The following is a 24,663-nucleotide window of genomic DNA, read 5'->3' on the forward strand; positions in this document are numbered from 1 at the left end:
TCTAGCTTGCGGCTTCGTATCATAAATGTAGTGGGTTTGCTGGCTGTGTTGCAAAACAGATACAAGCGGATGAAACCCATACTCTGTTCTTATGTTCAAGTAGAAAAGGTATGCTACTTGACTTGCTGTAGAGTCTAGGATTTCATTACGTCAAGCTACATGTCGCTTGATGACTTAGGTATCGAATTTCCCCCATGAGGTTATCAGCTCAGCGCCTTTCCCTATGCTTAAGTTGGAGGTTGCCGGAGCTAAAATGTACTTGGTAATCAAAGGGATTAGTAATCGCTCCATGCACGATGCGCTTGTCGGCTCTGGATGCGCAGTCGCTCAAGAGGCATGTGTCTCTGCAGGTGAGCCCAGGACACTTTTATGAGTAGCCAGAGGTTACCGTATTTATCGGAAACGAAGCTGACGCTGGACAAAAAATCTGGCCATTTTAAGCTACTGTTAGGCAGCGAAAACTGATTTTACGTAGCTTATTACTGATTTATCTTTCAAACAGAGGTTTTATGTTCAAAGCGTTGGTGGTAGACGATCATCCCTTTATCCGTGCCTCGGTCAAGATGGTGTTGACTGCCGCGGGAGGGGACGTAGTAGCCGAGGCGGGTAACGGCGTCGACGCCCTTCAGTTGGCGCGCGAGCATAAGCCTGAGCTGATTCTCTTGGATATCTCCATGCCGCTACTTGATGGTTTAGGCGTAATCAGTCGTATCACGGAACTTCGGTTGCCCAGTAAAATATTAGTATTGACCGGTCTTGAACCGATGTTTTATGCCAAGCGCTGTATGGTTGCTGGGGCACATGGTTATATATCTAAATCTGACGACTTGAAAGAGCTGAGCAACGCGATCAAGGTCATTATGGGGGGCTATACTTACTTTCCCATATTAGCCACCAGTTCGGTATGTGATATCAACATAAATAGCTCAGAGCAGGAGTTGGTGCAGAAGCTTTCAAATCGTGAGCTGGCAGTCCTTCAGCAGTTAGCTCGAGGCTTCAATAATAAGGAAATTGGCGAAGCCATGCTGCTTAGTAATAAAACTGTCAGCAACTACAAAAATCGTCTGATCGAAAAATTAAACGTGAAGTCATTGATCTATTTGGCCGATTTTGCTAAACGCAATAAGTTGATTTAAATGAGTCGCCTTCCAAGCTGCTTGGCATTGATGCTGGCATTCAGTTCTTCAATTTACGCCGATCAAGACGAACGTGCTTTCGAAACGTTAGTCTTGCAGGGCCGCTCTCATGCTTCGGGAGCGGCGCTAGATTTGAACGAGATTGATGTACAATGGCTGCTTGCAAAGGGCTCATTGATCTTGGGGACTTCGAGGGACGGCGCGCCTCCTTTTGAGTTGCAGTCGAGTAAAGATGATTATGAGGGGTTGGCGGCGGACTACGCTGAACTGCTTGCCGATATGTTGCATATAAAGATAGAGGTGCGGCGTTATCGAGACAGCGCCGAAGCTACTCTGGCGCTCAAACGAGGAGAGATTGATCTCTTGGGGAGTGGGGGGCCAGCAGAGTCAGGTGATCCGTTATTGGTCTTGTCAAAGGTTTATGCCGACGATCAACCCGTATTGGTGACTCGACGTGATATTGACCAGCCGTTACCCCTTCAACTCAAAGGTATGCGGTTGGCAATGCCCGACAACTATTTAGCTTCCTCTGAGGTCGCTAAACTTTACCCCGACGCGACTCTCAGCCGCTACTCTTCGTCTGATGAGGCGTTGAATGCGCTAGCCTTCGGTAAAGCGGATGTTTATGTAGGCGGTGGCATTGGCGCGAACTACCTGATCAATAGAAACCGGTTCACCGATCTGCATCTGGATGCTTTTATAGACACGAGGCAGGGAGGACTTGGCTTTGTCATTCTGCGAGAAAATGAGCAGCTGCTCAGAGTGGTCAATCGTGCGCTGGATGCTGTTTCTCCTCAGGAAAAGATGGTAATTATTCAGCGCTGGGGTGCGACTCCTGTTGTCGTGCAGGGACGTGCACTGATTGCTTTCAGCCCAGAAGAGCAGCGTTGGCTTGCCGACAACCCGAAGTTGAAAGTTGCCGTTTTAGACGGGGATCCTCCGCTTACATTCTTCGAGCAGAAAAATAAATATCGGGGCGTCAGCGCTGACATATTAGATATAATTAGTAGTCGTGCTCCCTTGAAGTTTGACGTGGTCGTTGGCCGCTCAAACAAAGAGTTATTAAATATGGTGTTTAGCGGCGAGGCCGATATGGCAGCCACTTTTCATGAGGGCAACCCAAAGCTAAATTATACTCGCCCGTATTGGTCGAGCCCATACGTCCTAGTCGGACGTGTAGGTTCAAGTGTCTCAGGTAGTCTCGTTGAAATGGGGGGTAAAAGATTAGTCTTGTTTAAAAATAGTCGGATGAAGAAGTACATAATAAAAAACTATCCGGATATAAAATTAGTTCTGGCATCTAACGCAACGGAGTCAATGTCGAAACTTGCCGCCGGCGATGCTGATGCTGCCATCAGCTCTTTGTTAAGCGCTCAGTACTTTATTTCGAGCTACTACACGGATCAGTTGCGCATTATCGGTGCAGTCGGCTCTAGGCCTGCACAGCTTGCTTTTGGTACCAGTCGTGAGGAAACGGTGCTGTCTTCGATTCTCGATAAGGTGCTGATGAGTATCCCTCCGGAGAAGATAGACGAAGTAACTAATCATTGGTTCGGTAGTGGGGAAGTGGAAAGCGGGTATTGGCAGAGCCACTGGCGAGCGATTATTCAAACTCTTGTGATTGCGTTTTCTTCGTTGCTGTTATTGTTATGCGCATTCTACTGGTATGTCTATACACGACGGCGATCGCCGCGCGGCAGGCGTAATGTTGCAGAAGGAAAGCTTAGCGAGCAAATAGCCTTTATGCGGGCCGTTATCGATAATTTACCTTGTCCTATTCTTGTGCGTGATCGTCAAGGTAGTTTGTTACTATGTAATAGTCCGTATTTGCGTGCTCTAGGCGGTGTGGCCTATGAGCAGGTGATTGGCACTCGCGTGATCGATTATGAGGGCTTTAATCCTCAAGAGGCGTTGAGGCTCGAGGAAGAGTACTTCAATGTTATGCAGAGCGGCGAGCCTCAGATTAAGGATGGTTTTTTGTCCGAGTTGTCCGAGGTAAATGACGACGCGATCGCAGGATTTCATTGGGTTCTACCATTTCGCGACAGTGCCGGAGAGGTCCAGGGCGTAATCGCTGGCTGGATTGACATCAGTGAGCGGGAGCATTTACTCGCGGATCTTAGGAATGCTCAGCTGGAGGCTGAAAATGCGAACCGCGCCAAGACTACCTTTCTGGCAACCATGAGCCATGAAATCCGCACGCCAATGAATGCAATTGTGGGCATGCTCGAGTTGGCCATGAGAAAGGCTGACAAAGGTGAGCTCGACCGTTTTGCCGTTGAAGTCGCATTTGGGGCTGCGCAGGGACTGCTGGGCTTGATCGGCGATATTCTAGATGTCGTGCGCATCGAGTCAGGGCACCTTACGCTGACACCTCAGAGGACGGCCTTAAAGCTGCTGGTTGAATCCGTCATGCGAATGTTTGAAGGGTTGGCTCGGCAAAAGTACCTGGATCTTTTGTTGGAGTTCGATACTCAGGCTGACCGGGAGGTATCCGTCGATCCGCTGCGTTTCAAGCAGATCCTGTCCAACCTGATAAGTAATGCTATCAAGTTTACAAAGGAGGGCAAAGTCGTGGTCAGTGTGCGTGCTACGCTTGATGCGGACGGTACTCATTTGACGGTTGGGATTCACGTACGCGATACCGGGATTGGGATCTCTAAGGAGGACCAGGCACGACTATTTACGCCATTCAGCCAGATCGACGCTGACAATCAGGAGCAGCGGAGCGGATCAGGTCTAGGACTGATGATTAGTCATACCTTGTGCGCGATGATGCAGGGTGAGTTGAATTTACACAGCGTTCCGGGAATTGGCACTCGAATCGATGTGGCGCTAACGTTGCCAGTCCTCGAGCCTTTGCCACTGGTTGAGGACTCGATGGTAATAGACCTGCCAGATAGGGTGCTGAATGTACTGGTAGTAGATGACTATCCAGCTAACCGTCTGCTGTTGCAACAACAACTGAATTATCTTGGCCACAATGTCAGCGATGAGTCGGATGGTGCGCAAGGGCTCAGAGCCTGGCGTAGCGGTCGTTTCGATGTAGTGATTACTGATTGCAATATGCCGGTCATGAGTGGCTATGAATTGGTCAGGCAGATTCGTGCGGAGGAAGACCTTTCCGGTGCGGATCCCTGTTTAGTGCTCGGCTTCACCGCCAACGCGCAAGTAGATGAAGTCGATCGCTGTCTGGCGGCTGGTATGGATGATTGTCTTTTCAAGCCCATAGGCATGAAGGCCTTGGCGAGTCGCCTTTCAAGCGTAGTACCTGTTTTTGCACAGGCCCCTCTTGAAGAAGGAGCACCAAAGGCACTCGATGGCATTGATCTGACAAGTCTCGAACAATTGACATATGGTGACCGTGCTTCAATCGTGCATTTGCTGGGCGATCTCGCTAAAAGTAACGAGGAAGATATGTCGCGTCTGGTCAAGTTGTTCAGCGAAGGTGATTTCCCTGGAATCGCTGATCTTACGCACAGGATTAAAGGGGGGGCTCGAATTATCAAAGACCAAGGGTTAATCCAGTGCTGTGAGCTAGTGCAGCAGGACTGTGGGGATCGCAACTATGTCAAGTTGACTCAATCTGTGGATGCGCTTCACCAAGCAATGGAGGCTCTAGCGAGAATGATAATGGCATACATTGATGAAGCTGTCCGCGAATAGAGTGGCCGTGAAGCTATCAATAAATAGACTGGTGAGTGGAGTCTGTCTCGGGGCAGGCTCTTCTATATGGGGAACGCCTAGAGCTCGCTCACAGGGAGATCGAGTTGGCGATGGCTAAGGGCTTTTACTAATGCACCATTGAATTATATTGCAGAAATTTTTTCAGCATCAGTAGTATCTAGCAAATTTTTGAAATGAAGCGTAACAGATGTGCCAAGCGCATGCATTGACTAGCGTGGCAATAGCGGCCTCCTTTACGGCAGTTGGTGAAAATTCCCCGCGCTGTTAGTGAAACGTCCCGCTTCACATGGGATGTCAAAATAAGACTATATCAATTTCACCCATATCTGCCAGCTAATGGGGCTTAATTTCATTTTGTTTTCTTCTCGCTTTTAATATGTGGGTTTTTTGCAGTGGTATTTGCTATGTACGTCCAGCTCTGTAGGTGAAACTATCAATTTCGATGTTTTACTGCAGGCAATGCTGCAGGTAATGATCGGCACAAAATAACAAACAATTTTTTAATATTTGCGACAAAACAATGTGCGCCAGCATACGCATGCTGTCGGCGCTCAATACTCACGCTGCGTACCTTGCGATCAACGTATAGCTAGTATGTGGCGACAGTAACGGTATTCTTTTCTAGTGCCACAACATCCAGATTGGAAGCGGTATCACTACCTGGGCTGTTAACAGCACGAGCTTTATCTGCACATCGAAATACAAAGGTATAACTATTTGTTCCCTCTGCCTATGCTGGAAATACTTTTTGTTGATTGGGATCTAGGGGCGACAACGGTGAGAAGCACTAATACCGAAGGGGCCTAGCTCACCGCGAAATTTTACACATCAGTATGGACTGGTCAACGGTCCGTCCCGCGCCGAACATAAGGATGAAAAATGTCAACGCCCTCTTTACGCATCTTAATTGTCGATCCTAAGCATTGGCGGCGTTTATGCATCGAAAAAATGCTCAATCATTTGAGCTATTACCGAATAGCGCCGGTCGAGTCCTTCGAGGAATTTTTGCTCATAGTAGAGAATTCTGTTCTTCCGTTTGATTTAGTATTAATCAATAGTGTGCTCCCTATTAACGCAAGGTTTAATATGGATGACTTATTTCAGCACAGCACCAACATTCGCCATGTATTGGTGTATGAAGGGCAGCCAGCAGAGGCGAAAATGGTGGCCGGAAGGTTTAGTTCCAAGGTTATTCAAAGTCTATCAAGCATGCCAGATGATGAGATAATCAAAAGGCTCATGAACCTGGTTGATCCACCGAGGAAAGACTCTGTGCGTCGATCGTTCGCGTACTAATGTTTTGGACTGCTCCTTTGGGGCGCCCTAACAAAGACTTCGTGATTTCGTGAAAAAGCTGCCTGATCCCAATACGGCGGGTTGAACCCCAATGAAATAGATATCCTTCGTGGATGCAGAATATGCGGGCAAACGTAAGTAAACCCGCCGTGAGTGCTTCCTGATCGCGATGGATTAGGTCGAGCCCTGGAAGAGTTTGATCACCTTGACCTAGCCGTATTATCTGAAAGCGCTGTACGAGACCACGATCCAGTGTCAGTTCTATCGCGTACATCTGGATCGCATTCCTGACGAGGCCGTCATTCTCAACTTTCGGTGTCTGTTGGAAAAGTACGAGTTGGCCGGCGGGATTTTACAGGTCATCAATGACTATCTGGGCGATCGGGGCTTGATGCCTCGGCAGGGCACGCTGGTCGATGCGACGATTCCAAGAACAACGACGGTAAACGCGACTGCGAAATGCATCATGCCAAGAAGAACTACATATTATTCTTCGGGATGGAAGCGCACGTCGACGCCGGATCTGGTCGGGTTCATAGTCTATTGGGCACGGCGGCGAATGTGGCGGACGTGACGCGGGTCGATCAGTAGTGTTTGGAATTACCTCAGTGTTCACCTTTATTGATAGCTCAGGGTGAAGGTTGCGGTGGCATTCGCAGGGCCTGCGCTAAGCGTATTGCCGATTTGAATATAACGGGCCATCAAAGGGATCGAGTAACTGGAGCCGGCTTGTGAGTTAAGCACCACGCCGCTTGCACGCAATGTAGCTAAAGGTAACGGTGTGCCTGAGCCATAACCTATTTGCAATCCCACGCCGGATGCTGCACTGGGCATTCCTTGAGCGCCGGCATTAATACTGAGAATCCCATTGGTGCTATTCACCGCAGTAATGGTAGTGGTGGGGTCGACGCGATACTGTAGCGAATTGGTACTCTGAAAGGCAGGGCAGTTGAGCAATGCTATGGTAAAGGGTGTCCATGCAGTGGTGCTGTTTATACCGCTAAGTTCCCCAACTTTATGAGTGCCCATATTCACTTGTACGTCGGGTGTTTGGCAGGTTTGCGAAACAATGTTGATTGACCCACTGAATCCTAATATGAACAATGAGTATAAAATGTTATTGTTGATGAAGGTGTTTCCGGAGATTGTGCCAAGGGAAGAGCCTTGGACAGTACCTGCTGAAATATTTCCGGTTTTTATCAAAATAAGTTCTATCTGAGAGTTTTGGGCGTTAATTGTGCAAGCAGCAATTGCAGCACACGCGACGCTTGGCGTTAGCCCTGATTGTGGTTGTGTTCCTGCAATAGTGATTGTCCATCCAATACCTGTAACACCTGTATCTGACACACCAATATATGACCCCGTGCTCCCAGTAGAGCTGGCCAATATTTGTTGGGCGCTGTATTGATTATAATAAGAAAACGCTGATAAGCCTGAGCATGAGATCGCCGTCGACGGTGTGCTAAGGCTTTGACGATAAATGACGCTTCCATTGGGTGTGTCCCGCGGGACCGTGAGGCTAGATATTTGCAGGGGTATATTGCCAGTATATGGGCTATTACTGCCTGTGCAAATCGGTGCAAACAATGCAGCGCCATAGGCAGCCGTGGCGCTCCCGGCCCAGATGCCGAGCATTCCACTCCCTATAAAAAATATCTTGATCGCTAAGCGCTTCATAGTCTGACATCCTCGGGGACTTAGTGATTTACAGTCCGATATTGGGGGTATAAATCAGTTTAAATTTTTACTTAAGCTAATAATGGGTGATCGCTGCCGACGGTGTGTCTGCAACTTTCCCCCCCTGACGAAATCTTGTTTAGCCAGATGCTAGGCTCGCTGAAAAGTGCGACACCCAATTATTGTTTTGTCGCACCCGATATTCCGGCAACAGGCCTTGCGCTCAGCGTTTCTGTCGAGCAAAGCGCATCCACTTCCTGCAGTTGCTTGCCGTCGTTTAGGGCGGGTGGCAGTGCCAGGGAGCATCGCTCAATGTCCTTACTACCCCAGGTGATCAAAAGAATGTGAACATCTTCATTGATCCTTGCGTATAGCTGTCCTCGCTGCCCAACTATCCCCACCGGCTTTCCGGTGATGTCTGTGACGCTAGACCCAAACGGAAGTGGATTGCTGTCGGAAAGTTTCACATTCAACAGCAGGGCTTTCCCTTTGCTGGTGCCGTACTTGATCGACACCACAGCGCCAGAACGCGGTGCGACCTGTTGGCTGGTTTCACTGAACTCAATATCCTTCGACGTGCCGATAGGGTCGATGGCCACCTCATTCAGTTCGTAGGGTCGCAGGTAAGGCACTATAGCGTTGCCGCCGCTGTCAAGTTTCAGTCCCGGATAGCCCACCACTTTTGCACCTTCAGCGCCAGGCGCGGAGACCACGGCCATGGTTTCACCGCGATAAGGCGTTAGCGTAATGCCACCCGGATGTGCGACTACGCTGCCGCTCGCATTTAGCGAAAGGCTGTCATATCCAGCACCATGGCTAATGGTGCCACCGACTAAAGCGCTGGAACTTGTGTATTGCCCGTTAAGTGAGGTGTTACTGGTGTTGCTGGTGCCATCCCTGTCGGCCGTTACGCTGTAACTATATTGACGATCTGCTCCGGCGGAACCGCTTACCGTGGCTTGTGGGCTGTAGTTGCCACTAGTATCCCGACTCAAGCGGGCGGTAAGTTGTGGCGTATTTGGCGTAGAAAAGAAATCCACCGGCATACTGATAGAAAACAGCAGATTGTTTTCCATTCCACCTTCACTGAAGCGACTACGTGTAGCGCTGAAGCTATAGTTGCAGCGTCTTAGCTGCTTACTGTAATTGAACTGGTATTGCATATCATTGCCTTGGCGGTTCCAATAGCTTTGAGTCGACCCGGAGAGTGCAACCTGCCCCCAGCCTCCAAGGCTTTGATCCGCTGTCAGTGACAGGCGGCTACGCGGGCGATCAACTTGGTTAATGTCTGTGCCATTGCGCGCTGCATCGAGAGTTTGCATTGCCGTGTCGAAATCCATGAACCCGCTGGTAGAGAAGCGGTATGCCGCGACAGAAAAATTGCTCCCACTGCTTAGAAAATTCTTACTGTAAGTCAGGCGCACGCTCTGTCCTTGTTGCGTCTTCCCTTCAAGGTCCGTGCTGGCATGAGTTATGTCTGCTGCCAGGGCACCGATTGGCGTGCCGAGCGCGAGACCAGCCAGTACGCCGCTATAATTGTCACTGGCTTGTAAGCCACTGTAACCGGTGAAGGTGTTACTCAGACCGTACTGCAGGGTGCCCTGGAAGAGCTTGGCCTGTTGTGTCACATAATTATCGCGAGTTTCTCCAATCGTGAGGCTGTAACGCGTAGTACCTGGACGCAGCAATTGAGCAACGGACGCGTAAGGCACAGTGAAGTGCTGCTCGCTCCCATCGGCTTCGTACACAGTCACATCCAGATCGCCGCCATAACCTGAAGAGTAAAGGTCGTCGATGACAAACGCGCCCGGGGCCACGGTGGTTTCCTGTAGCAGGTTTCCGGACTGACGGATTGCCACACGGGCGTTGGTACGAGCAATACCTCGGATAACCGGAGCGTACCCACGCATGGATTCGGGCAACATCCGGTCGTCACTGCTCAGGCGCACGCCTTTGAAACTCAGCGTATCAAATATCTCACCACTGGTACTGGCTTCTCCCAACGTCAACTGGCTTTTCCAGGCGGTGATATCGCGTTGTGCGTATGTGTCGAGAGTCTGGTAAGTGCGGCCAGTATTTTGCTGCCAGCTCACTGATCCGTCGTGGCGCAAGCGCCAGTCTGCGAGGTTAAGCCCTACGTTTAATCCCAGGTAGGCCGAATCGTAGTTGCCTGTGTTTGTCTTGCTTTGGTTGGTGTTCAGGTTGTAACCAAGGATGCCCGCAGTGACACCACGATCCCATAACTCAGGGCTGACATAGCCATGAGCGTCACGACGTAGCGCGACTTGTGGAATGCTGACATCCAGTGTTTGTGTCTCCGGCAAAAACGTTGCACTCGCGTCATCAATCAATGACGCAACGTTCAAACACACTGCGTTATTTTCCAGCGCCTGATTGGCTGAAGCGGACAGGTGGTTGAAGTCGACTCCCACCAGTTGTAGTAATACGCGATTGAAACACACTGTTGGCGCGCTACCGTCAGGCTGGCTATGGATACTAATGTTCTGTCGGCCGACGAGTTGGCCATTGATCGAAATGTCGGAGCGATAGTCGCCAGTTAATACTGGGTTGCCTTTTTGATAAGGCGTCAAGTCCAATGCGCGCGATCCCTCTGGTAAAAAGGCACTGTTGAACTGTGTGTCTTCCGCCAGCACGCAACGCACTTCGAACGCTAGCAAAAGTGTTACACCGATTTTTAAAAATGGGCGGGTACGTAAGTTTAAGGCAAAGCGGCGCCTTACCGGCAGGTCGTGCCAGCCAGATGTCATGATCATAAGTTACTCGTGAGTGAGGTCAGTCGCTATTAGGTTCAGGGCACGAGTGGTTTACGGGTTGCCACCAAAGCGCCGTAGTCGTTGATTGCGCTAAACTCAACCACGGCCGAACTTGAGGGGGGCTTCTTTAGCGTCGGTAGTGGGAACTGCCTGGTCTGCCCAGGATCGATCATGCCGTCTTCACTTGGTTCGCGAGTGACTCCATCCACCAGGGTAAGCGCAATCTGAGAAACATGGTAAGCGCTTGGGTTATATGCTTGCAGTGCGTAACTCTTACCTTGGTTGATGAGTACAATCTTCCATTGCACTTGTTCAATAGCTTCGGTGGCTGTGCCCGGTAAGTTGTCCGGGCGATAAAAAATTTTTATTCTTGACCGAAAGGCCATTTGTAAGACATTGGTCTCTGTATCATCTTGCACTTTAGGTGGTATCTCCAGGACGTTGAGCCAGTAAACCGACTCTCTATCGCTGGGCTGGGGAGGGCCGCTGAACATCATCCGCAAACTCTGACCCTTATTCGGATCAATACGAGCCACGGGAGGAGTAAGCACGAATGGCGCTTTGGCATTACTTGGGCTGGAGGTAAGATCACCACCGTCGATCCATGACTGTACCAATACAGGTTTGCTGCCGTTGTTATTAAGTTTAACTGTGATTTCCTGCTGCGCAGCCGGGTATACCAATCGAGTTCCGGTGATCACAACGCCGGCGTTGGCGTATGAGCAAACCATCATCGTCAGCAGCGCGAAAGCACTGTAGGGAATCGGGTTACGGTAGAGCATACACACCTCGGGTCCAGTTTGGAGCGCCCCGCATCAAGTGCATCCGGGACGTTCCAAGACATTGCGACTTACTGGTAGTCGATGGAGTAAGTTACAGAACTTACGACAGTACCCGCTGTGGTTGTCCCTGTCGCGTAGTACTGTACTGCGTAAGGCATAGTTGTCGCGCCAGTAGCGTTCAACGTAGTGCGTGAAGTAGAGGTGCGCTGAAGTGTGTCACCTGCCTTGATAACGCTGCCATTAACAGGGTCGACTAACTGAAAGTTCACATTTGAGGCTCCACCACTGACATTTTTCAGATTGCCGCTAACTGGATCAACACTAGAACCTGGCTCAAAGAATGCCGCAGCAGTTTTGGCTGTTCCGGAGCAGTTGCTGAGCTGGATATTAAACCCTGTTTTACCAGCAGTTTGACCTGCCGCGGTCAGATCGGCCGTCGTGACCGTCGGCAGCGTTACGGTAGCGACGGCAGGGGTGACGCTACCATTCACAGCAATCGTACACGTTTGTGCTGTCAATTCACCATTGAAGTTGATAGTGCCGTCTGATGCGTTTGCGAACTGCATACCAAAAGCGGATGCCAGCGCGAGGACGATTATTTTACGACTCATAAGATACTTCCAAAAGTTAGGGCTAATGATTGTCGTAAACGCGAGGGAGACCCTCAATATCTTCATTGAAACTAGCCTTGCACATTTACGACAACGTGATTTTCGTTTATCTGCGAAGCGTTTTATTGAGGAAATTTCACCTGGGCGAGGGGGGATTTTCACTAGTGCTGGGGCCTGGACTGGGAAATTGAATGTGATCTAACCGTAGGACAGTCACCGTGCATCCTGATACGCACAAACGGGTACGTCTTCCACGCGACCGGGCACCCTGTGTGATCAAGGTTCTTGAACGTAGAGCAGGCCTGTAAAACGCCGCAGGACATTTACCCCGTGGACTTCAGTGTGAGCGGCGTTAAAAGTTGTAATTAGCCGATAGTGTTGCGCTACGACCTGACCCCGGCGTTGCCCAGCCGACAGTCGTCGCGCTGCCGCCGCGAACGTTGGTGTAGTAATCCTTGTTGAACAGGTTGTCGACATTCAACTGCAGGTCCAGATTGCGATTGACCTTGTAGTCGACCATTGCCCGATGAGTGAAATAACCCTTTACCAGGATATGTGCATCCGCATCTGTACTGTCGACGCGTTGCGCGCTTTGACCGGTTAAGCCGTAACCTACTTGCCAGTCACGGGACAGGTCATAGGTTGTCCAAACGTTCAACGCGTTGCGAGGTGTAAAGGGCAGCGGGTTACCTTTGTTCGGGTCCCCGGCTGTTTCTGCCACGTAATCGGACACACCCTGGATGACCTCGCTTTTGAGGTAGGTGTAGTTGGCGAATACCGACCACTCTTTGGTGATAAGACCCGATGCGCCGAGAGTGACCCCGTCTACACGCGCCTTGCCCTGCAACTGTTGCTCGGGGATAAGCGGATCTCCGGAGCTGACCTTATAGTTGGTGCGTTCGTTGCGGAATATCGAGCCGGTCAAGGATAGCTTGTCATTGAGCAGGTCCCATTTGGTGCCGAGCTCATACAGCTTGGCTGTTTCCGGTGCGACGGAGCAGTTATCGGCGCTCGCCAAGGCGTTCAAGCATGAGCCGTTAACGGTGGCATCGGAAGGGGTTTTTGAATTGCTGTAAGCGAAGTAGAAACTTCCAGCTTCAACGGGTTTGTAAACCAACCCGGCGCGCCATGAAAACAAGTCTTCGTTGTTTTCGGACGTGGTTTGCGTCAGCAGTTTGCCGTTGGTGGTATACGTCGAGGCGACCATTTTGTCTTCGTTGCGCTCAAAGCGCGCACCGCCGTTGATTTCCCAGTGATCGTCGAGCTTGAGGGTATCGAACGCATAGACGGCGTTGTTCGTCAGGTCTCCATCGTTGTGTCCGGCGCGATAGTAGTTTTGCGGGCCGTCGTAATGTGAGTCCGGATTGCGGATGTCCATCGGTACATAGTTGTAGGTGCCACCGTTTGCAGTGCGTTGCGCATTCCCTGAATCGAGGTCATAGCGCTCTTTGCTCAACGTCAGGCCCAGCACTAATGTGTGGTCGATGAAGCCGGTGGAGAATTTTGACGTCAAATCCGTCTGGTTGAACAGCATCGTGTTCTGGGTATCCAGCACCGTGCCACGTGGTCCAGATGGAGTGAATTTTCCGGGAGTCGAGCATTTCACCCCGACAGCTGTCACGCCTGACCCCAGGCACCATGTACCTTGCGGGGGATTAACCGTGGCTTTTTGATCGGTCACGCTGTACCGCGTGAGGTTGCTTACTTTCAACGCGTCATTGAAGTCGTGCTCCAACTTGGCCGTCAGCGAGTTCACCTGGTCGTCTTGCTCGTCGACGTTGTTGTAGCCATAGAAATTGCTGCGTTTGACCCCTGGCAAAGTTCCTCCCTGGAAGAAGGGCACGCCGTAGTCGGGCGTATTTTTGTCTTCCTGATGCAGGTAACTCAGCGTGAGTCGCGTATCTGTGCCGAGGCCGAAGGCGATCGAAGGCGCAATGCCCCAACGGTTGTAATCCACGTCGTCGCGTTCGGACACATTGTTGCTGTGAGCCATCAGGTTGAGCCGGAACGCCGTCGTGTCGTCGATCTGATGGTTGATATCAGCCGTTGTGCGTTTATAACTGTCGGTACCAACGGCTGCGCTCAAGTGATTGAAGTCGGTAAGCGTTGGTGCTTTGCTCACCAAATTGATGTTGCCGCCAATCGATCCCACGCCTGAATACACAGAGTTCGCCCCGTTGATGACCTCCACCTGTTGCAGGTTGAACGTGTCGGAGCGGCTGTATTGAGCGCTGTCACGGACACCGTCGATCGTGATGTCGTTGCTCGCGGAAAATCCGCGCATGTTGATCGAGTCACCATAACCACCGCCACCTTCCCCGGCATTGAAAGTGATCCCTGGAACCGTGCTCAGTACGTTCTGTAGCGACAACAGGTTCTGCTGCTTAATCACGGTTTCCGGAACGATAGTGATGGTCTGTGGAATGTCGCGCAGTGGTTGGGTGTATTTAGGTGAGTTGGGTTGCGGGAGAGGAGACTGGGCATCTTCTTGGCCATCGACCGTGGTCACACCCAGTTCGAGGGGTTTGTCCACGGCGGCAGCCATTGTGGTTTGGCTGGCGAGCGCGAGACCGAGCGCACACGCCAACCGGCTCTGCGTTGGCGCGGGCAGCTTCAAAGCGTTTTGCATCGTGTTCCCCTTGTTCATTTATTGTGGTGCTATTGCCAACGATAATTATTACTATTGTCGTGACGTTCGAAACGCTCTCGCTCGCTCGGTATCACCGGGCGAATTCAGAAGGAGAGGGACGGGCATCTTCGAACGTAAGGCGCGTACTTTGGACGGGACTGTGGCGCTCCGATTCGTGCGTTGGAACGCCAGGAGAATCTAAACGCTCATGCGGCGGGAGGCTGCGGTGAATTAGTCAATCAGTACGGAGGTTCGGTCATGCACGATCCCATCGTGACGGCACATGAAATTAACTCGCCGTTGGCGCCCGTTCTGTTGTCCGTTGAAAAACAGCAGGATGGAATCCGCCATGTTCCGGCCCACAGTCATCCACAGGGTCAATTGTTGGGTACCTTCACTGGCTTGGCGACGGTGGGAATAGGTGAGCGCTTGCAGCAGTGGGTTGTCCCGGCTATCCACGCTGTTTGGATTCCACCCAACATGCCCCACTCATCGCTGTCTCACGGCCCGTTTCACGGATGGAGTGTGTTTGTTGATGAGCAGGCCTGCGCTCGTTTGCCAGCCATACCGCGTACGTTTCGAGCGTCAAGGCTGTTGCGTGAGGCTGTCGGGCGGGCGGCAACGTGGAGGAGGCAAGTGCTGGGCGGCGCCGAACTGCGTTTGGTGGAGGTGATTTTTGATGAAATCTGCAATCTGCCTGAAGAGCCACTGGGTCTGCCGATGCCGAGCGATAATCGGATACTGCGTATTGCCACTCAATTCCTGGGGGACTTGACCAGTCAAAGCACCCTTGAGGAATGGGCTGCATGGACGTCTATCGCGCCGCGAACCTTGACCCGTTTGTTTGTCGAGGAAACAGGGTTCAATTTTGGCGAGTGGCGCCAGCAGGCCAGGCTTATGCGGGCTCTGGAAATGCTTGCACGCGGCGAGCCTGTGACCCGCATTGCGATTGACCTAGGCTATGAAAATCTCAGTGCTTTTATTGCGATGTTCAAAAAGCGCTTTGGAGTGACGCCAGGCAAATTTTCCATTTAAAGAATGAGTAATTATGCGGCGCAGGGGGCGACCAACTGTTGGGAATACCACTCCTGCAACGCCTCTCATCCAAACTGCGGTTGCATATAAGGTGCTGGCGCTGGTTGTGATGAAGCGAGGCCTTCACACTGAGCGCCAGACACACCAGTCATCAAAATAACGAGACGGGATAGGAAACGGTGAGCCGGTTTTCGTCGAAGTTGTACGGCATCCAACTGCGGCGCTCGGTGCCGTTGCGCCAACGGATGTCCAGATCCTTCAGCGTTCCTTCCTGAATGGTGTATGCGAGCTCAGTTTCGCGCAGGTATTCACGGCCGCCGGTTTGGCCGTCAGCATGTACGTTGTCGCCCTTGATGTAGCGGTTCATCAGCACGAGCCCAGGCACACCTACAGCCGCGAAGTTAAAGTCGTAGCGCAATTGCCAGGAGCGTTCGCCCGCAGCGTCGAACTTGCTGTTAAAGCTGTGGTTGGCCAAATACTGGCTGGTTGAGCTGGTGCCATCGACACCCATCCAGTCGCTGCTGCCGCTGATCTTCTGAAGCCCGAGGAAGAAAGTATGTGGACCGTTCTGGGCAGAAAAGAACCCGGAGTAGGTCTGGTTGTCCAGCTTGCCTGCGCGGGCGCTGCCATCATCGCGTCCCACGTAATAGCCCATTTGTGCGCCGAGTAGCCAGTCAGCGATGGGCTGGCTATGAGAGAACTGCACGTATTGCTGGTTGTAGATGTCCTTAAGTTGGGCGTTCCATAACCCGATTAACGTACGCTTGTCGTTGAAGGTGTATTCACCCGCCGCATAGTTGAAGCGATCACTTCTGGCACCAAAGGCAGTCATGTCCTGCATGTCTGACGAGGCACGCAGGCTGGTGGCCTGCACCTGTCCGGCCAACAGGGTCAGGTTTTCGATGTCCTTTGAGCGGATCTCCCCGCCACGGAACGTTTGCGGCAGCGAGCGTCCCCATTGTTCGGCATACAGGATGGGATAACGCGGCACCCATTCGCCGATTTTTACCTCCGTTTTGGCAAAACGTATTTTCGGCGCAATCGCCAATCGTCCGAAATCTTTGGCTTGGCGCCCATCATCATGCACCGGCAGCAAATCGGTCCCCCCCGAACCTGCGCCGCCGTCGAGTTTCAACGCCCAGAGCCCAAGAACATCAACGCCAAACCCCAATGTGCCTTGGGTGAAACCCGAACGAATGTCGAGGATAAAGCTCTGCGTCCATGCTTCTGCCTGGCCTGTTCGAGCTTGCTTCACGTAGTTACGATTCATGTAGTAGCTGCGCAAAGTCAGCGTGCCCTTCGACCCGTCAATAAAACCTTCAGGTTCAGCAGCAGCGGCACCGGGAGCGAAGAGCGTGGCAGCCAGCGTCGGGGCCAGCAAGGTCAGTAAGTGATGCGAACATTTCATGGTGAATCTTCCTTTTTTATCTTTTTTGTGATGCAGGAAGCCCTACCGCACCCATCGAGGGGGCGGCCGGGTGGATTGGAACAGTTCGGTCAGCGGTCAGTCGGGGTTGGACGCCTTGAACTCTCGGCGGCGACGGTGCAGCACCGGCTCGGCGTAACCGTTGGGTTGTCGGGTCCCTTCGAGCACAAGCTCGACGGACGTCTGGAAGGCGATGTTGTTGTCGAAATCCCCAACTATCGGGCGATACAGCGGATCGTCGGCGTTTTGCTGGTCGACCACCGACGACATACGTCTGAAGCTGTCGATGATCTGGTGTTGACTGACCACGTCGTGACGCAACCAGTTGGCCATGTGCTGGCTGGAAATACGCAGCGTGGCGCGATCTTCCATCAAACCGATGCCATTGATGTCGGGCACCTTCGAACAACCAACTCCCTGATCGATCCAGCGCACGATATAGCCGAGGATGCCCTGGGCGTTGTTGTCCAGCTCATGGCGAATTTCGTCTTCCGACCACTTTACCGACGGCGCCAAGGGGATTGTGAGAATCTCGTCCAGCGACGCACGTGGGCGTTCTGACAGCGTGCGTTGTTGAGCGAATACGTCTACCTGGTGATAGTGCATCGCATGCAGCACTGCGGCTGTGGGCGAAGGTACCCAAGCGGTGTTGGCGCCGGCAAGTGGATGGGCTATTTTCTGTTCGAGCATCGCGGCCATCAGGTCGGGCATTGCCCACATCCCCTTGCCGATCTGCGCACGGCCTTGCAGGCCAGTACTCAAGCCGATGTCGACGTTCCAGTCCTCGTAGGCGGCGATCCACTTCTCGGATTTCATCGCTGCCTTGCGCACCATGGCACCCGCCTCCATGGAGGTATGGATTTCGTCGCCGGTACGATCCAGGAATCCGGTATTGATAAACACCACGCGCTCGCTCGCTGCCTTGATACACGCCTTCAGGTTCACTGTGGTACGACGTTCTTCGTCCATGATCCCGACCTTGAGCGTGTTACGCGGCAGGTGCAGCACTTCTTCAATATGTTCGAACAGCGCGTTGGTGAACGCGACTTCTTCGGGCCCGTGCATTTTCGGCTTGACGATATAAATCGAACCTGTACGGCTGTTGATCCGACTGCTGTGGCCATCAAGGTTATGCAGCGCCGCCAAACTGGTGATCAGGCCGTCGAGAATGCCTTCCGGCACCTCATGACCCTGTGCGTCCAGGATTGCATCGCTGGTCATCAGGTGGCCTACGTTGCGCACAAACATCAGCGCTCGTCCAGGCAAGGCCAGAGGGCAGCCGTTGAGCGCGGTATACGTACGATCAGGGTTCATCGTACGTATAAACGAGCCATTGTCTTTGCTCACGTGCGCCTGCAGGTTGCCCTTCATCAGGCCCAGCCAGGTGCGATAGACCTGAACCTTATCGTCAACGTCTACGGCGGCGACGGAGTCTTCGCAGTCCATGATGCTGGTCAGGGCCGCCTCCATCAGCACATCGGTGAGTTCAGTGGCGTTAAGTTGCAACTCTATATGCAGGCCGTTGTTTTTTAGTAACAGGGCCTGTGGGGCTTTACGGTCCCCTCGATAACCCAACAACTGATCCGTACGTTTCAGAAGCGCAGAAGCTCTATTCTGGAAGTCAGCAATCAACTGCCCGTGTTCCATACGGTAGGCACGGACCTGTGCATGGGAGCCGGACGCCAAGGGCACGGCCTCATCCAGAAATGCCGCGCTGAAGGCAATAACCTGCAGCCCGCGCGCCGGGTCGTAAGCCTGTCCTTTCGAGGATGCACTTACCTCACTGATAACATCGCTACCGTACAGCGCGTCATATAACGAGCCCCAGCGAGCATTTACGGCATTGAGGGCAAAACGTGGATTGGAGAGCGGCACAACCAATTGTGGTCCCGCCAAGTGCGCGATCTCTTCGTCGACGTTCTGCGTGGTGGCTTGCGCGTTATCGGGCTCTGGCTGCAGGTAGCCAATGCGCTCGAGAAACTGTTTGTAGGCGGCCGGATCATGCTGTGAGTGGGTTCGGTGCCAGTGATCAATGTGCTGCTGTAAAACATCCCGCTGCTGCAACAGGGCACGGTTAAGCGGTGAAAACGTTTCGATCAGTTGCGCGGCGCCCGCCCAGAATCGCTCGGATGAAATCCCTGTTCCAGGCAGGGCCTCGTTATCGACAAAATCCAGTAACACCTTGGCGATTCGCAGCCCGCTGACCTCTATGTACTCACTCATGGCTGCTCTCGATAGTGGCGTTGTTCAGGTCGTCCAGTCGGTAGATGACCGTGTCATTGTTGAAGCGCAGTCGCGCAGAAAGGCTGTTGGTGACCACCAGTAAAAGCTGGTCATCCTCGACTAACCAGTGAGTACTGGTGCCGCCGAAAGTGGCAAAGGTCGCAGCCAGGACGAAACCCTCGTGCTCCCAACGCCACACTTCAGAGGTCAAGACCGGTTGCGGGTTTTCCCGGCCGCCTGTGATAAAACAGACCCTGGCCAAGAACCGTTGAGCCTTATGTGTAATGACCGCCAAGGCACGGCCACCTTCACCACCGAGCACTTGTTTGAACTGCAATTGGTCCTGTGCCAGGCAGGCCAGTTGGGTTTCCCCGGTCAAGCTGGCGTACACCAGATACAACCGCTCTTGATCGGCAAAGAAACTGAATGCGCGGCCGCCAACGCCCGGTAACTCGAACAGAGGTGCGAAGTGATCGCCTTGCCAGCGCATCACCTGCGACGGCCCCAAATGGTCGGCATACGCCAAATAGTCTTGATCCGCGTGGTGGATGTGAGCCCATCCATAACCCCAACGCCCTTCGAGCACCTGGAACTCAACAAACTGCTGACCGTCCCACTCGTAGATGCGTGAGGTCACCGGATGCGCAGAACTGAGGCCTGGCACTTGAATACCCTGTGCCAGTGCCAGGAAGTGCCGGCCTTGAACCTGAAAGTAATGCCATTGCTTGGCACCAAAAGTGGCGATCGCTTGAAACGGTAACCAACGACCTTCCTGGTGTTCAAAGATGACGCTTTTCACGTCGTGTTCGAACGGGCCGTTACCACTGCGGATACTTGCGGTGGCTAGAAACCAGCGGCCGCCAATCGTAAAAAACTCGGCGTCTTCTGCGCCTGCGACAGGGATGCTGTCAGTCAGTTCAAAACCGGTTGAGTGATAGCGATATATCAAGCTGCATATATCGCTGTCGCCTGCATGCATCCCCGCCGGCTGTCCGGCGATGTCTTCTGCAAACTGGGCGATGGCCATGTAGCGTCTATCATCGCGTATAAAACTCTTGGCGCTGCGTGCGCAGTCGGTAGGCAGACGCTGGACTTCGCTCAGTTGAACACTGGGCATAAAGATAAGGGGGTTGTTCATGGGGTGTGCCTGTCGATCAATGGTTATCGGTGTGAGGACGAACACGGTCTGTCAGTACCACGGCCAGTGCCGCCAGCAGGACAGGGCAAGCGGCCACCAAATACAAGGAATTCCAGGGCAGTTGCATACTCAACAACGTGCCGCCGATCAGTGGCCCCAGGATTGATCCCATGCGGCCGATGCCCATTAAAAATCCCACGCCAGCGCCGCGGACATTGGCTGGGAACAAGCGGGCAGCCAACGCCGGAAAGGTTAATTGACCGCCGATCACGCCAAGCCCGGCAAAGAAAATCAGTGGCAGCACCGCATTGACGTTGTGCATGTTCTGCCCGATCAGCCAGACCATAAAACAGCCGAAAACCAAGGCGGTGGCAGCGGGAAAAAACAAGCTGCGGCGAGCTCCGATAAAGGACATGCCAATGGCTCCGAGGATCCCGCCAAGGTTCAGTACGACACCACCGATGGCGGCTTTAGCTGGGGACAGGCCGGCTTGCGTGAGAATGGTTGGGGTCCAACTGACGAGAAAGTACGTGGCAACCATGAGCATGAATACAGCGGCCCACATCAATAGCGCCGGCAACAGGCGACCGTCCGCAAACTGTATTGCTGCCGAGCTCAGCAGGCGCTGCTGAGGGGTGATGCCGCGCTCCTTTTGCAGTGTTTCCGGCAAGAGCATGATCACCGGCAAGATGACGCAGACAGCGCCAATTCCGCCCATCACAAAGACGACTTCCCAGCCATAGGTACTCAGTAGTGCGGAAGTGATTGTGCCGCCAACCACCGCGCCGAGAGGAAACCCGAGAAACATCAGCGTGATCATGGTGGAGCGTCGCGACGGCGGTACGTTTTCCGCGGTCAACGCGGTGATGGCCGGAATGGCCCCACCGAGTCCAAGGCCTGCTATGAACCGGTAGAACATCAGTTGATACGGCGACGATGCCGTGGCGCAGAGCAAGGTAAACACAGTAATCACGCACAGTGACGCGACGAGTGTCTTTTTGCGTCCGTATCGGTCAGCGGCTGAGCCAATGGTAAAAGCACCAATCACCGCGCCCAAATAACCGATGCTGAAGACCTGGCCCATCAACCCGTGAGGCATGTCCCAGGCTTTTACCAATAATGGTGCAATAAAAGACAGCATCAGCGTGTCGAAACCATCGACCATCGCCACCGCAAAACAGCACAGGACGATCAGGATTTGGCTTCTTTCAAGACGATCAGTCGCCTGTAATTTCATTGATGCAGAAGACATGTGTACTCCAGGGGGTTGGCGGCGCGTACGCTGCAACCCGTTATTGTTGTTGGAATGAGTCACGATCCGTCTTGCCCGTTTCAGCTCAAGGGCGGGTAGTCGATATGGGTGAACCCTGGTATCTCCAGATCTTGAGGGCGATTGCCATTGGCCCGTAATTGGTCGATGAGGATGTCGGCGACACAGTTGGAGAGCAGTTGGGTCGGGTCCTCCATGATCCGTCGCAAGCGCGCAGCCATTGATTCACGGTCATGCACTGACTTGAGCTCCGGCATTTCACTCATGCGCAGCGTTGGTAGTTGAATGGCGGAGTCGGGAAACATGCGCTGCGCTATATCGACACTGGCCCGGGTGTTGAGCCAGAGGTGGCGATACTGCAATTCAAGGGCGGCCAGTTTTTCGGGCTCCGCAGCAATCCCGGCGTCGAACGACGGCGCGTGTGGCGCGATGTACACTTGGTCATGATGCAACTGCCCCAGTGAAGCCGACCACAGCAAATGGCACATGTTGTTGCTCCCCCAAGTTAAGCCTGCGGTGGGGCGCCCCGATCGACCCGTGATCATGACCATCAATCGGCTCCAGTCGATGGCCTCGCTACGCAACCAGTGAGTGATGCGCACGATGATGTCGGTAAAGGCAAGTGCAAACGTGGCGAACATGGTGTCGTTGAGTGGCACTTTTACCTGGCATTGAGGCCCTTCTTCCAAGTACTCACTTCGCAGTACGGCAAAGCTCAGCAGTCTTGGGTCGACCAGCATGCGCTGCATGTACTCAATGGTTGTCGCGCAAACGTAATCAACCATTTTGGCGACGTGGTCTTCCTGGCCCGCAAAACTGCCAACCGCCACCACATCGCGCCAATACGCAACACTGTTGCGCGCACGTACCGCTTCGGCATCCTTGATCATGCGCTGAGCGTCAATCCGCCAGGTGTTCGATTTCGGTGCTACCTCGTGGGTTCTGATCAAGAAGGCCAATGCCAACGGCAAGTGCGAAATGGCCGTCAGTTCGATAAATCCCCGGGTACTTTTACGGAAGCTTTCAATCACCACAGGGCGGCCTTGGCCGGGGAACAACGCAATATCGGCGCCCGTGGTTACCAGTATAGGGTCGTGTGCGCGCTGCTCGTTCATGTGCTGGGTCAGGTGTGCTCCAACGCTTTGCGAGTCAGAGGTGAAGGTGTGAAACAGCGACCTGAACGCAGGATCTGGCGAGTAACTCATGGTGGCCTCCAACACTTGTATTTAGAATCCGAACAGGCGTTCAGGGTTGTCGACCAGAATGGCCTTGATGACGTCGGGATCGTTGGTCCACTGGCCCAACAACTCGAGCAACTCTCCGGTGTCGCGGGACAACCCTGGAATATGCGGCCAGTCAGAGCCCCAGATTACGTGAGTGGGAGCCTTCTCAATAATTGCTTTCGCCAGAGGCGTGACCACGGCCAAGCTTTTTTTCTTGGCAATCCGATACGGCGCGCTTAGCTTCAACCAGCAATACCCTGTTTCCAGCAGGCCAAGCAGTTGTTCGAAGTCGCTTGAGCCCAAGCCGTCCTCTTCCAGCATGTACCCCATGTGATCGATAACGAACGGCGTACTTAGTGTCGTCAGATACGGAATCAGGTTTTTCACCACCCAACCGGGCGCGTAGAACTGCAGGTGCCAGCCCCGCGCAGACACACGCTCAGCCATGCGACCGATGTAGGCGGCCAGCTCTTGCGTGGGCAGGTGTTGACGGCTAAACAGGTCCAGCCGAACGGCCCGAACGCCTGCGCGGTGATAGTCGTCGAGCGTTGCGTCTGCAACGCTTTCCTCAATCATCACTACTCCGCGTGCCACATCGCCGACCTTGCGCAAGGCGTCGATCATGCAGCTGTTGTCAGTGCCGTAATAACTCGGCTGCACGATGACAAAACGGCTCAGGCCGAGGCGCGACATCAGCTGTTGAAAATGCTCCACATCACCAAATGGCAATGTGTAATGCGGGTGCTCAACACGGGGATAGCGCTCTTGGGGACCGAAGACGTGCATGTGCCCGTCGCAGGCGCCCGTCGGGACGCGAAAGGTGGGACGGCTCACGGTCTCCAGTGCACGGATCGGCTCTGGTACCAGTGGCACCTCTTGTTGTGCGTTACTCATGGGACAGCTCCTTGGAAGACACCGCCTGGTAGGCCTCGAGTGTTTGCTGCGCTTTGCCTTGCAGCGAATGGATGAACAAATCGGTATCAATACCGGCGAACAGGTACGGTGCAGCACCGGCAGCATACAATTCGGACAATGCCTGCAGGTCGGCCAGACCGCCGACCACTGCCAATTTGCCGTGCGCCAGGGCGGCTGCAATGACGGCATGGCAGGCAGCGAGAACATCGGGGTGGGCTGGGTTGCCGGGATGACCCAGATCGGCGCAAAGGTCGTTGGCGCCTACGCCCACAATGTCGACCCCAGGCAAAGCGGCAATTGCGTCGGCATTGGCCACGCCCGCCGCGCTTTCGATCAGGATCTGAACCGTCATGGCGTTATTGAGGTGCTGATTCATCTGGGCCACCGGAATTTTTTTAAACCCGGTCTGTACCAGTGTTGCGATCTGAGAGCGTTGTCCTTGAGGTGCGAAACGGCATGCCAGTAAGTAACGCTTGGCTTGCTCGACGCTTTCAACCCGTGGCGCGATGATCCCCAGTGCCCCGGCGTCCAGCACTCGGCCAATGGCCCCAAAATCTTCCTCAGGCACCCGCACCCACGGCACTAGCCCGAGGTCCAGCGCGGTGGAGCAGATATGTCCGGTGGCATCCAGCGAAATGCCGCTGTGTTCAAGGTCAACCCACAGTGCTTGATAACCCGCCAGGCTGGCCCAGCGGGCGATGTCCGGGCTGCGTGAAACACGTATGCCCAAGGCCAGAACGGGCAGACCTCGGCGAAGGCTATTCCGGACATCAGGTAATGCTTGGAGAGTGGAATTTGAGGCCATGGTTTTTTGTTCGCAATGAGTTGGCAGTGACCCAAC

16 protein-coding genes and 1 pseudogene are annotated in these 24,663 nt (G+C 53.3%); 5 read left to right on the top strand and 12 right to left on the bottom strand.

Annotated elements, in window-relative coordinates; all coding sequences use genetic code 11:
* Window positions 1-509 precede the first annotated feature (509 nt).
* The 4 genes and pseudogenes from P3C29_RS24165 to P3C29_RS24180 all read left to right on the top strand — a co-directional run.
* Window positions 510-1,136, top strand: a complete 627-nt coding sequence (locus P3C29_RS24165; RefSeq protein ID WP_275965648.1) for a response regulator transcription factor — start codon at window positions 510-512, stop codon at window positions 1,134-1,136.
* On the top strand, window positions 1,137-4,802 hold the full coding sequence (locus P3C29_RS24170) for a transporter substrate-binding domain-containing protein (RefSeq protein ID WP_275965649.1): 3,666 nt from the start codon (window positions 1,137-1,139) through the stop codon (window positions 4,800-4,802).
* Window positions 4,803-5,702: 900 nt separating this feature from the next.
* Entirely contained in the window at window positions 5,703-6,119 is a 417-nt protein-coding gene (locus tag P3C29_RS24175; RefSeq protein ID WP_275965650.1) for a response regulator, read from the top strand.
* A gap of 100 nt (window positions 6,120-6,219) precedes the next feature.
* A pseudogene (locus P3C29_RS24180) lies at window positions 6,220-6,704 on the top strand (IS5/IS1182 family transposase); the annotation flags it as partial.
* 33 nt (window positions 6,705-6,737) lie between these two features.
* Here the strand turns inward: P3C29_RS24180 and P3C29_RS24185 are convergent.
* From P3C29_RS24185 to P3C29_RS24205, 5 genes are all read right to left on the bottom strand, one after another.
* Window positions 6,738-7,796, bottom strand: a complete 1,059-nt coding sequence (locus tag P3C29_RS24185) for a fimbrial protein (protein WP_275965651.1) — start codon at window positions 7,794-7,796, stop codon at window positions 6,738-6,740.
* Between the two features lie 179 nt (window positions 7,797-7,975).
* Entirely contained in the window at window positions 7,976-10,570 is a 2,595-nt protein-coding gene (locus P3C29_RS24190; RefSeq protein WP_275965652.1) for a fimbria/pilus outer membrane usher protein, read from the bottom strand.
* A gap of 35 nt (window positions 10,571-10,605) precedes the next feature.
* Entirely contained in the window at window positions 10,606-11,352 is a 747-nt protein-coding gene (locus tag P3C29_RS24195; protein ID WP_275965653.1) for a fimbria/pilus periplasmic chaperone, read from the bottom strand.
* A gap of 68 nt (window positions 11,353-11,420) precedes the next feature.
* Window positions 11,421-11,963, bottom strand: coding sequence for a fimbrial protein (locus tag P3C29_RS24200; protein ID WP_275965654.1), 543 nt, complete (start codon window positions 11,961-11,963; stop codon window positions 11,421-11,423).
* 352 nt (window positions 11,964-12,315) lie between these two features.
* On the bottom strand, window positions 12,316-14,592 hold the full coding sequence (locus tag P3C29_RS24205) for a TonB-dependent siderophore receptor (RefSeq protein ID WP_275965655.1): 2,277 nt from the start codon (window positions 14,590-14,592) through the stop codon (window positions 12,316-12,318).
* 258 nt (window positions 14,593-14,850) lie between these two features.
* On the opposite strand from P3C29_RS24205, the gene P3C29_RS24210 reads away from it, so the two are divergent.
* The gene (locus P3C29_RS24210; protein WP_275965656.1) at window positions 14,851-15,627 is read left to right on the top strand and encodes a helix-turn-helix transcriptional regulator; all 777 of its coding nucleotides are present in this window, start codon (window positions 14,851-14,853) and stop codon (window positions 15,625-15,627) included.
* 151 nt (window positions 15,628-15,778) lie between these two features.
* Here P3C29_RS24210 and P3C29_RS24215 read toward each other — a convergent pair whose 3' ends face one another.
* From P3C29_RS24215 to P3C29_RS24245, 7 genes are all read right to left on the bottom strand, one after another.
* Window positions 15,779-17,035: an OprD family porin gene (locus tag P3C29_RS24215; RefSeq protein ID WP_275965657.1), complete on the bottom strand. Its 1,257-nt coding sequence runs from the start codon at window positions 17,033-17,035 to the stop codon at window positions 15,779-15,781.
* A gap of 96 nt (window positions 17,036-17,131) precedes the next feature.
* On the bottom strand, window positions 17,132-19,276 hold the full coding sequence (locus P3C29_RS24220; protein WP_275965658.1) for a malate synthase G: 2,145 nt from the start codon (window positions 19,274-19,276) through the stop codon (window positions 17,132-17,134).
* On the bottom strand, window positions 19,269-20,414 hold the full coding sequence (locus tag P3C29_RS24225) for a hypothetical protein (protein WP_275965659.1): 1,146 nt from the start codon (window positions 20,412-20,414) through the stop codon (window positions 19,269-19,271). The genes P3C29_RS24220 and P3C29_RS24225 overlap by 8 nt, the downstream gene beginning before the upstream one ends.
* 16 nt (window positions 20,415-20,430) lie before the next feature.
* The gene (locus P3C29_RS24230) at window positions 20,431-21,666 is read right to left on the bottom strand and encodes an aromatic acid/H+ symport family MFS transporter (RefSeq protein WP_275965660.1); all 1,236 of its coding nucleotides are present in this window, start codon (window positions 21,664-21,666) and stop codon (window positions 20,431-20,433) included.
* A gap of 80 nt (window positions 21,667-21,746) precedes the next feature.
* Window positions 21,747-22,889: a DUF5624 domain-containing protein gene (locus tag P3C29_RS24235; protein ID WP_275965661.1), complete on the bottom strand. Its 1,143-nt coding sequence runs from the start codon at window positions 22,887-22,889 to the stop codon at window positions 21,747-21,749.
* A 21-nt stretch (window positions 22,890-22,910) separates the two neighbouring features.
* The gene (locus P3C29_RS24240; RefSeq protein WP_275965662.1) at window positions 22,911-23,801 is read right to left on the bottom strand and encodes an amidohydrolase family protein; all 891 of its coding nucleotides are present in this window, start codon (window positions 23,799-23,801) and stop codon (window positions 22,911-22,913) included.
* Window positions 23,794-24,627, bottom strand: a complete 834-nt coding sequence (locus P3C29_RS24245; protein WP_275965663.1) for an aldolase/citrate lyase family protein — start codon at window positions 24,625-24,627, stop codon at window positions 23,794-23,796. The genes P3C29_RS24240 and P3C29_RS24245 overlap by 8 nt, the downstream gene beginning before the upstream one ends.
* Window positions 24,628-24,663: the final 36 nt, after the last annotated feature.

Origin of the sequence: Pseudomonas sp. 1912-s, from assembly GCF_029269205.1 — a bacterium.
Taxonomy (GTDB): Bacteria; Pseudomonadota; Gammaproteobacteria; order Pseudomonadales; family Pseudomonadaceae; genus Aquipseudomonas.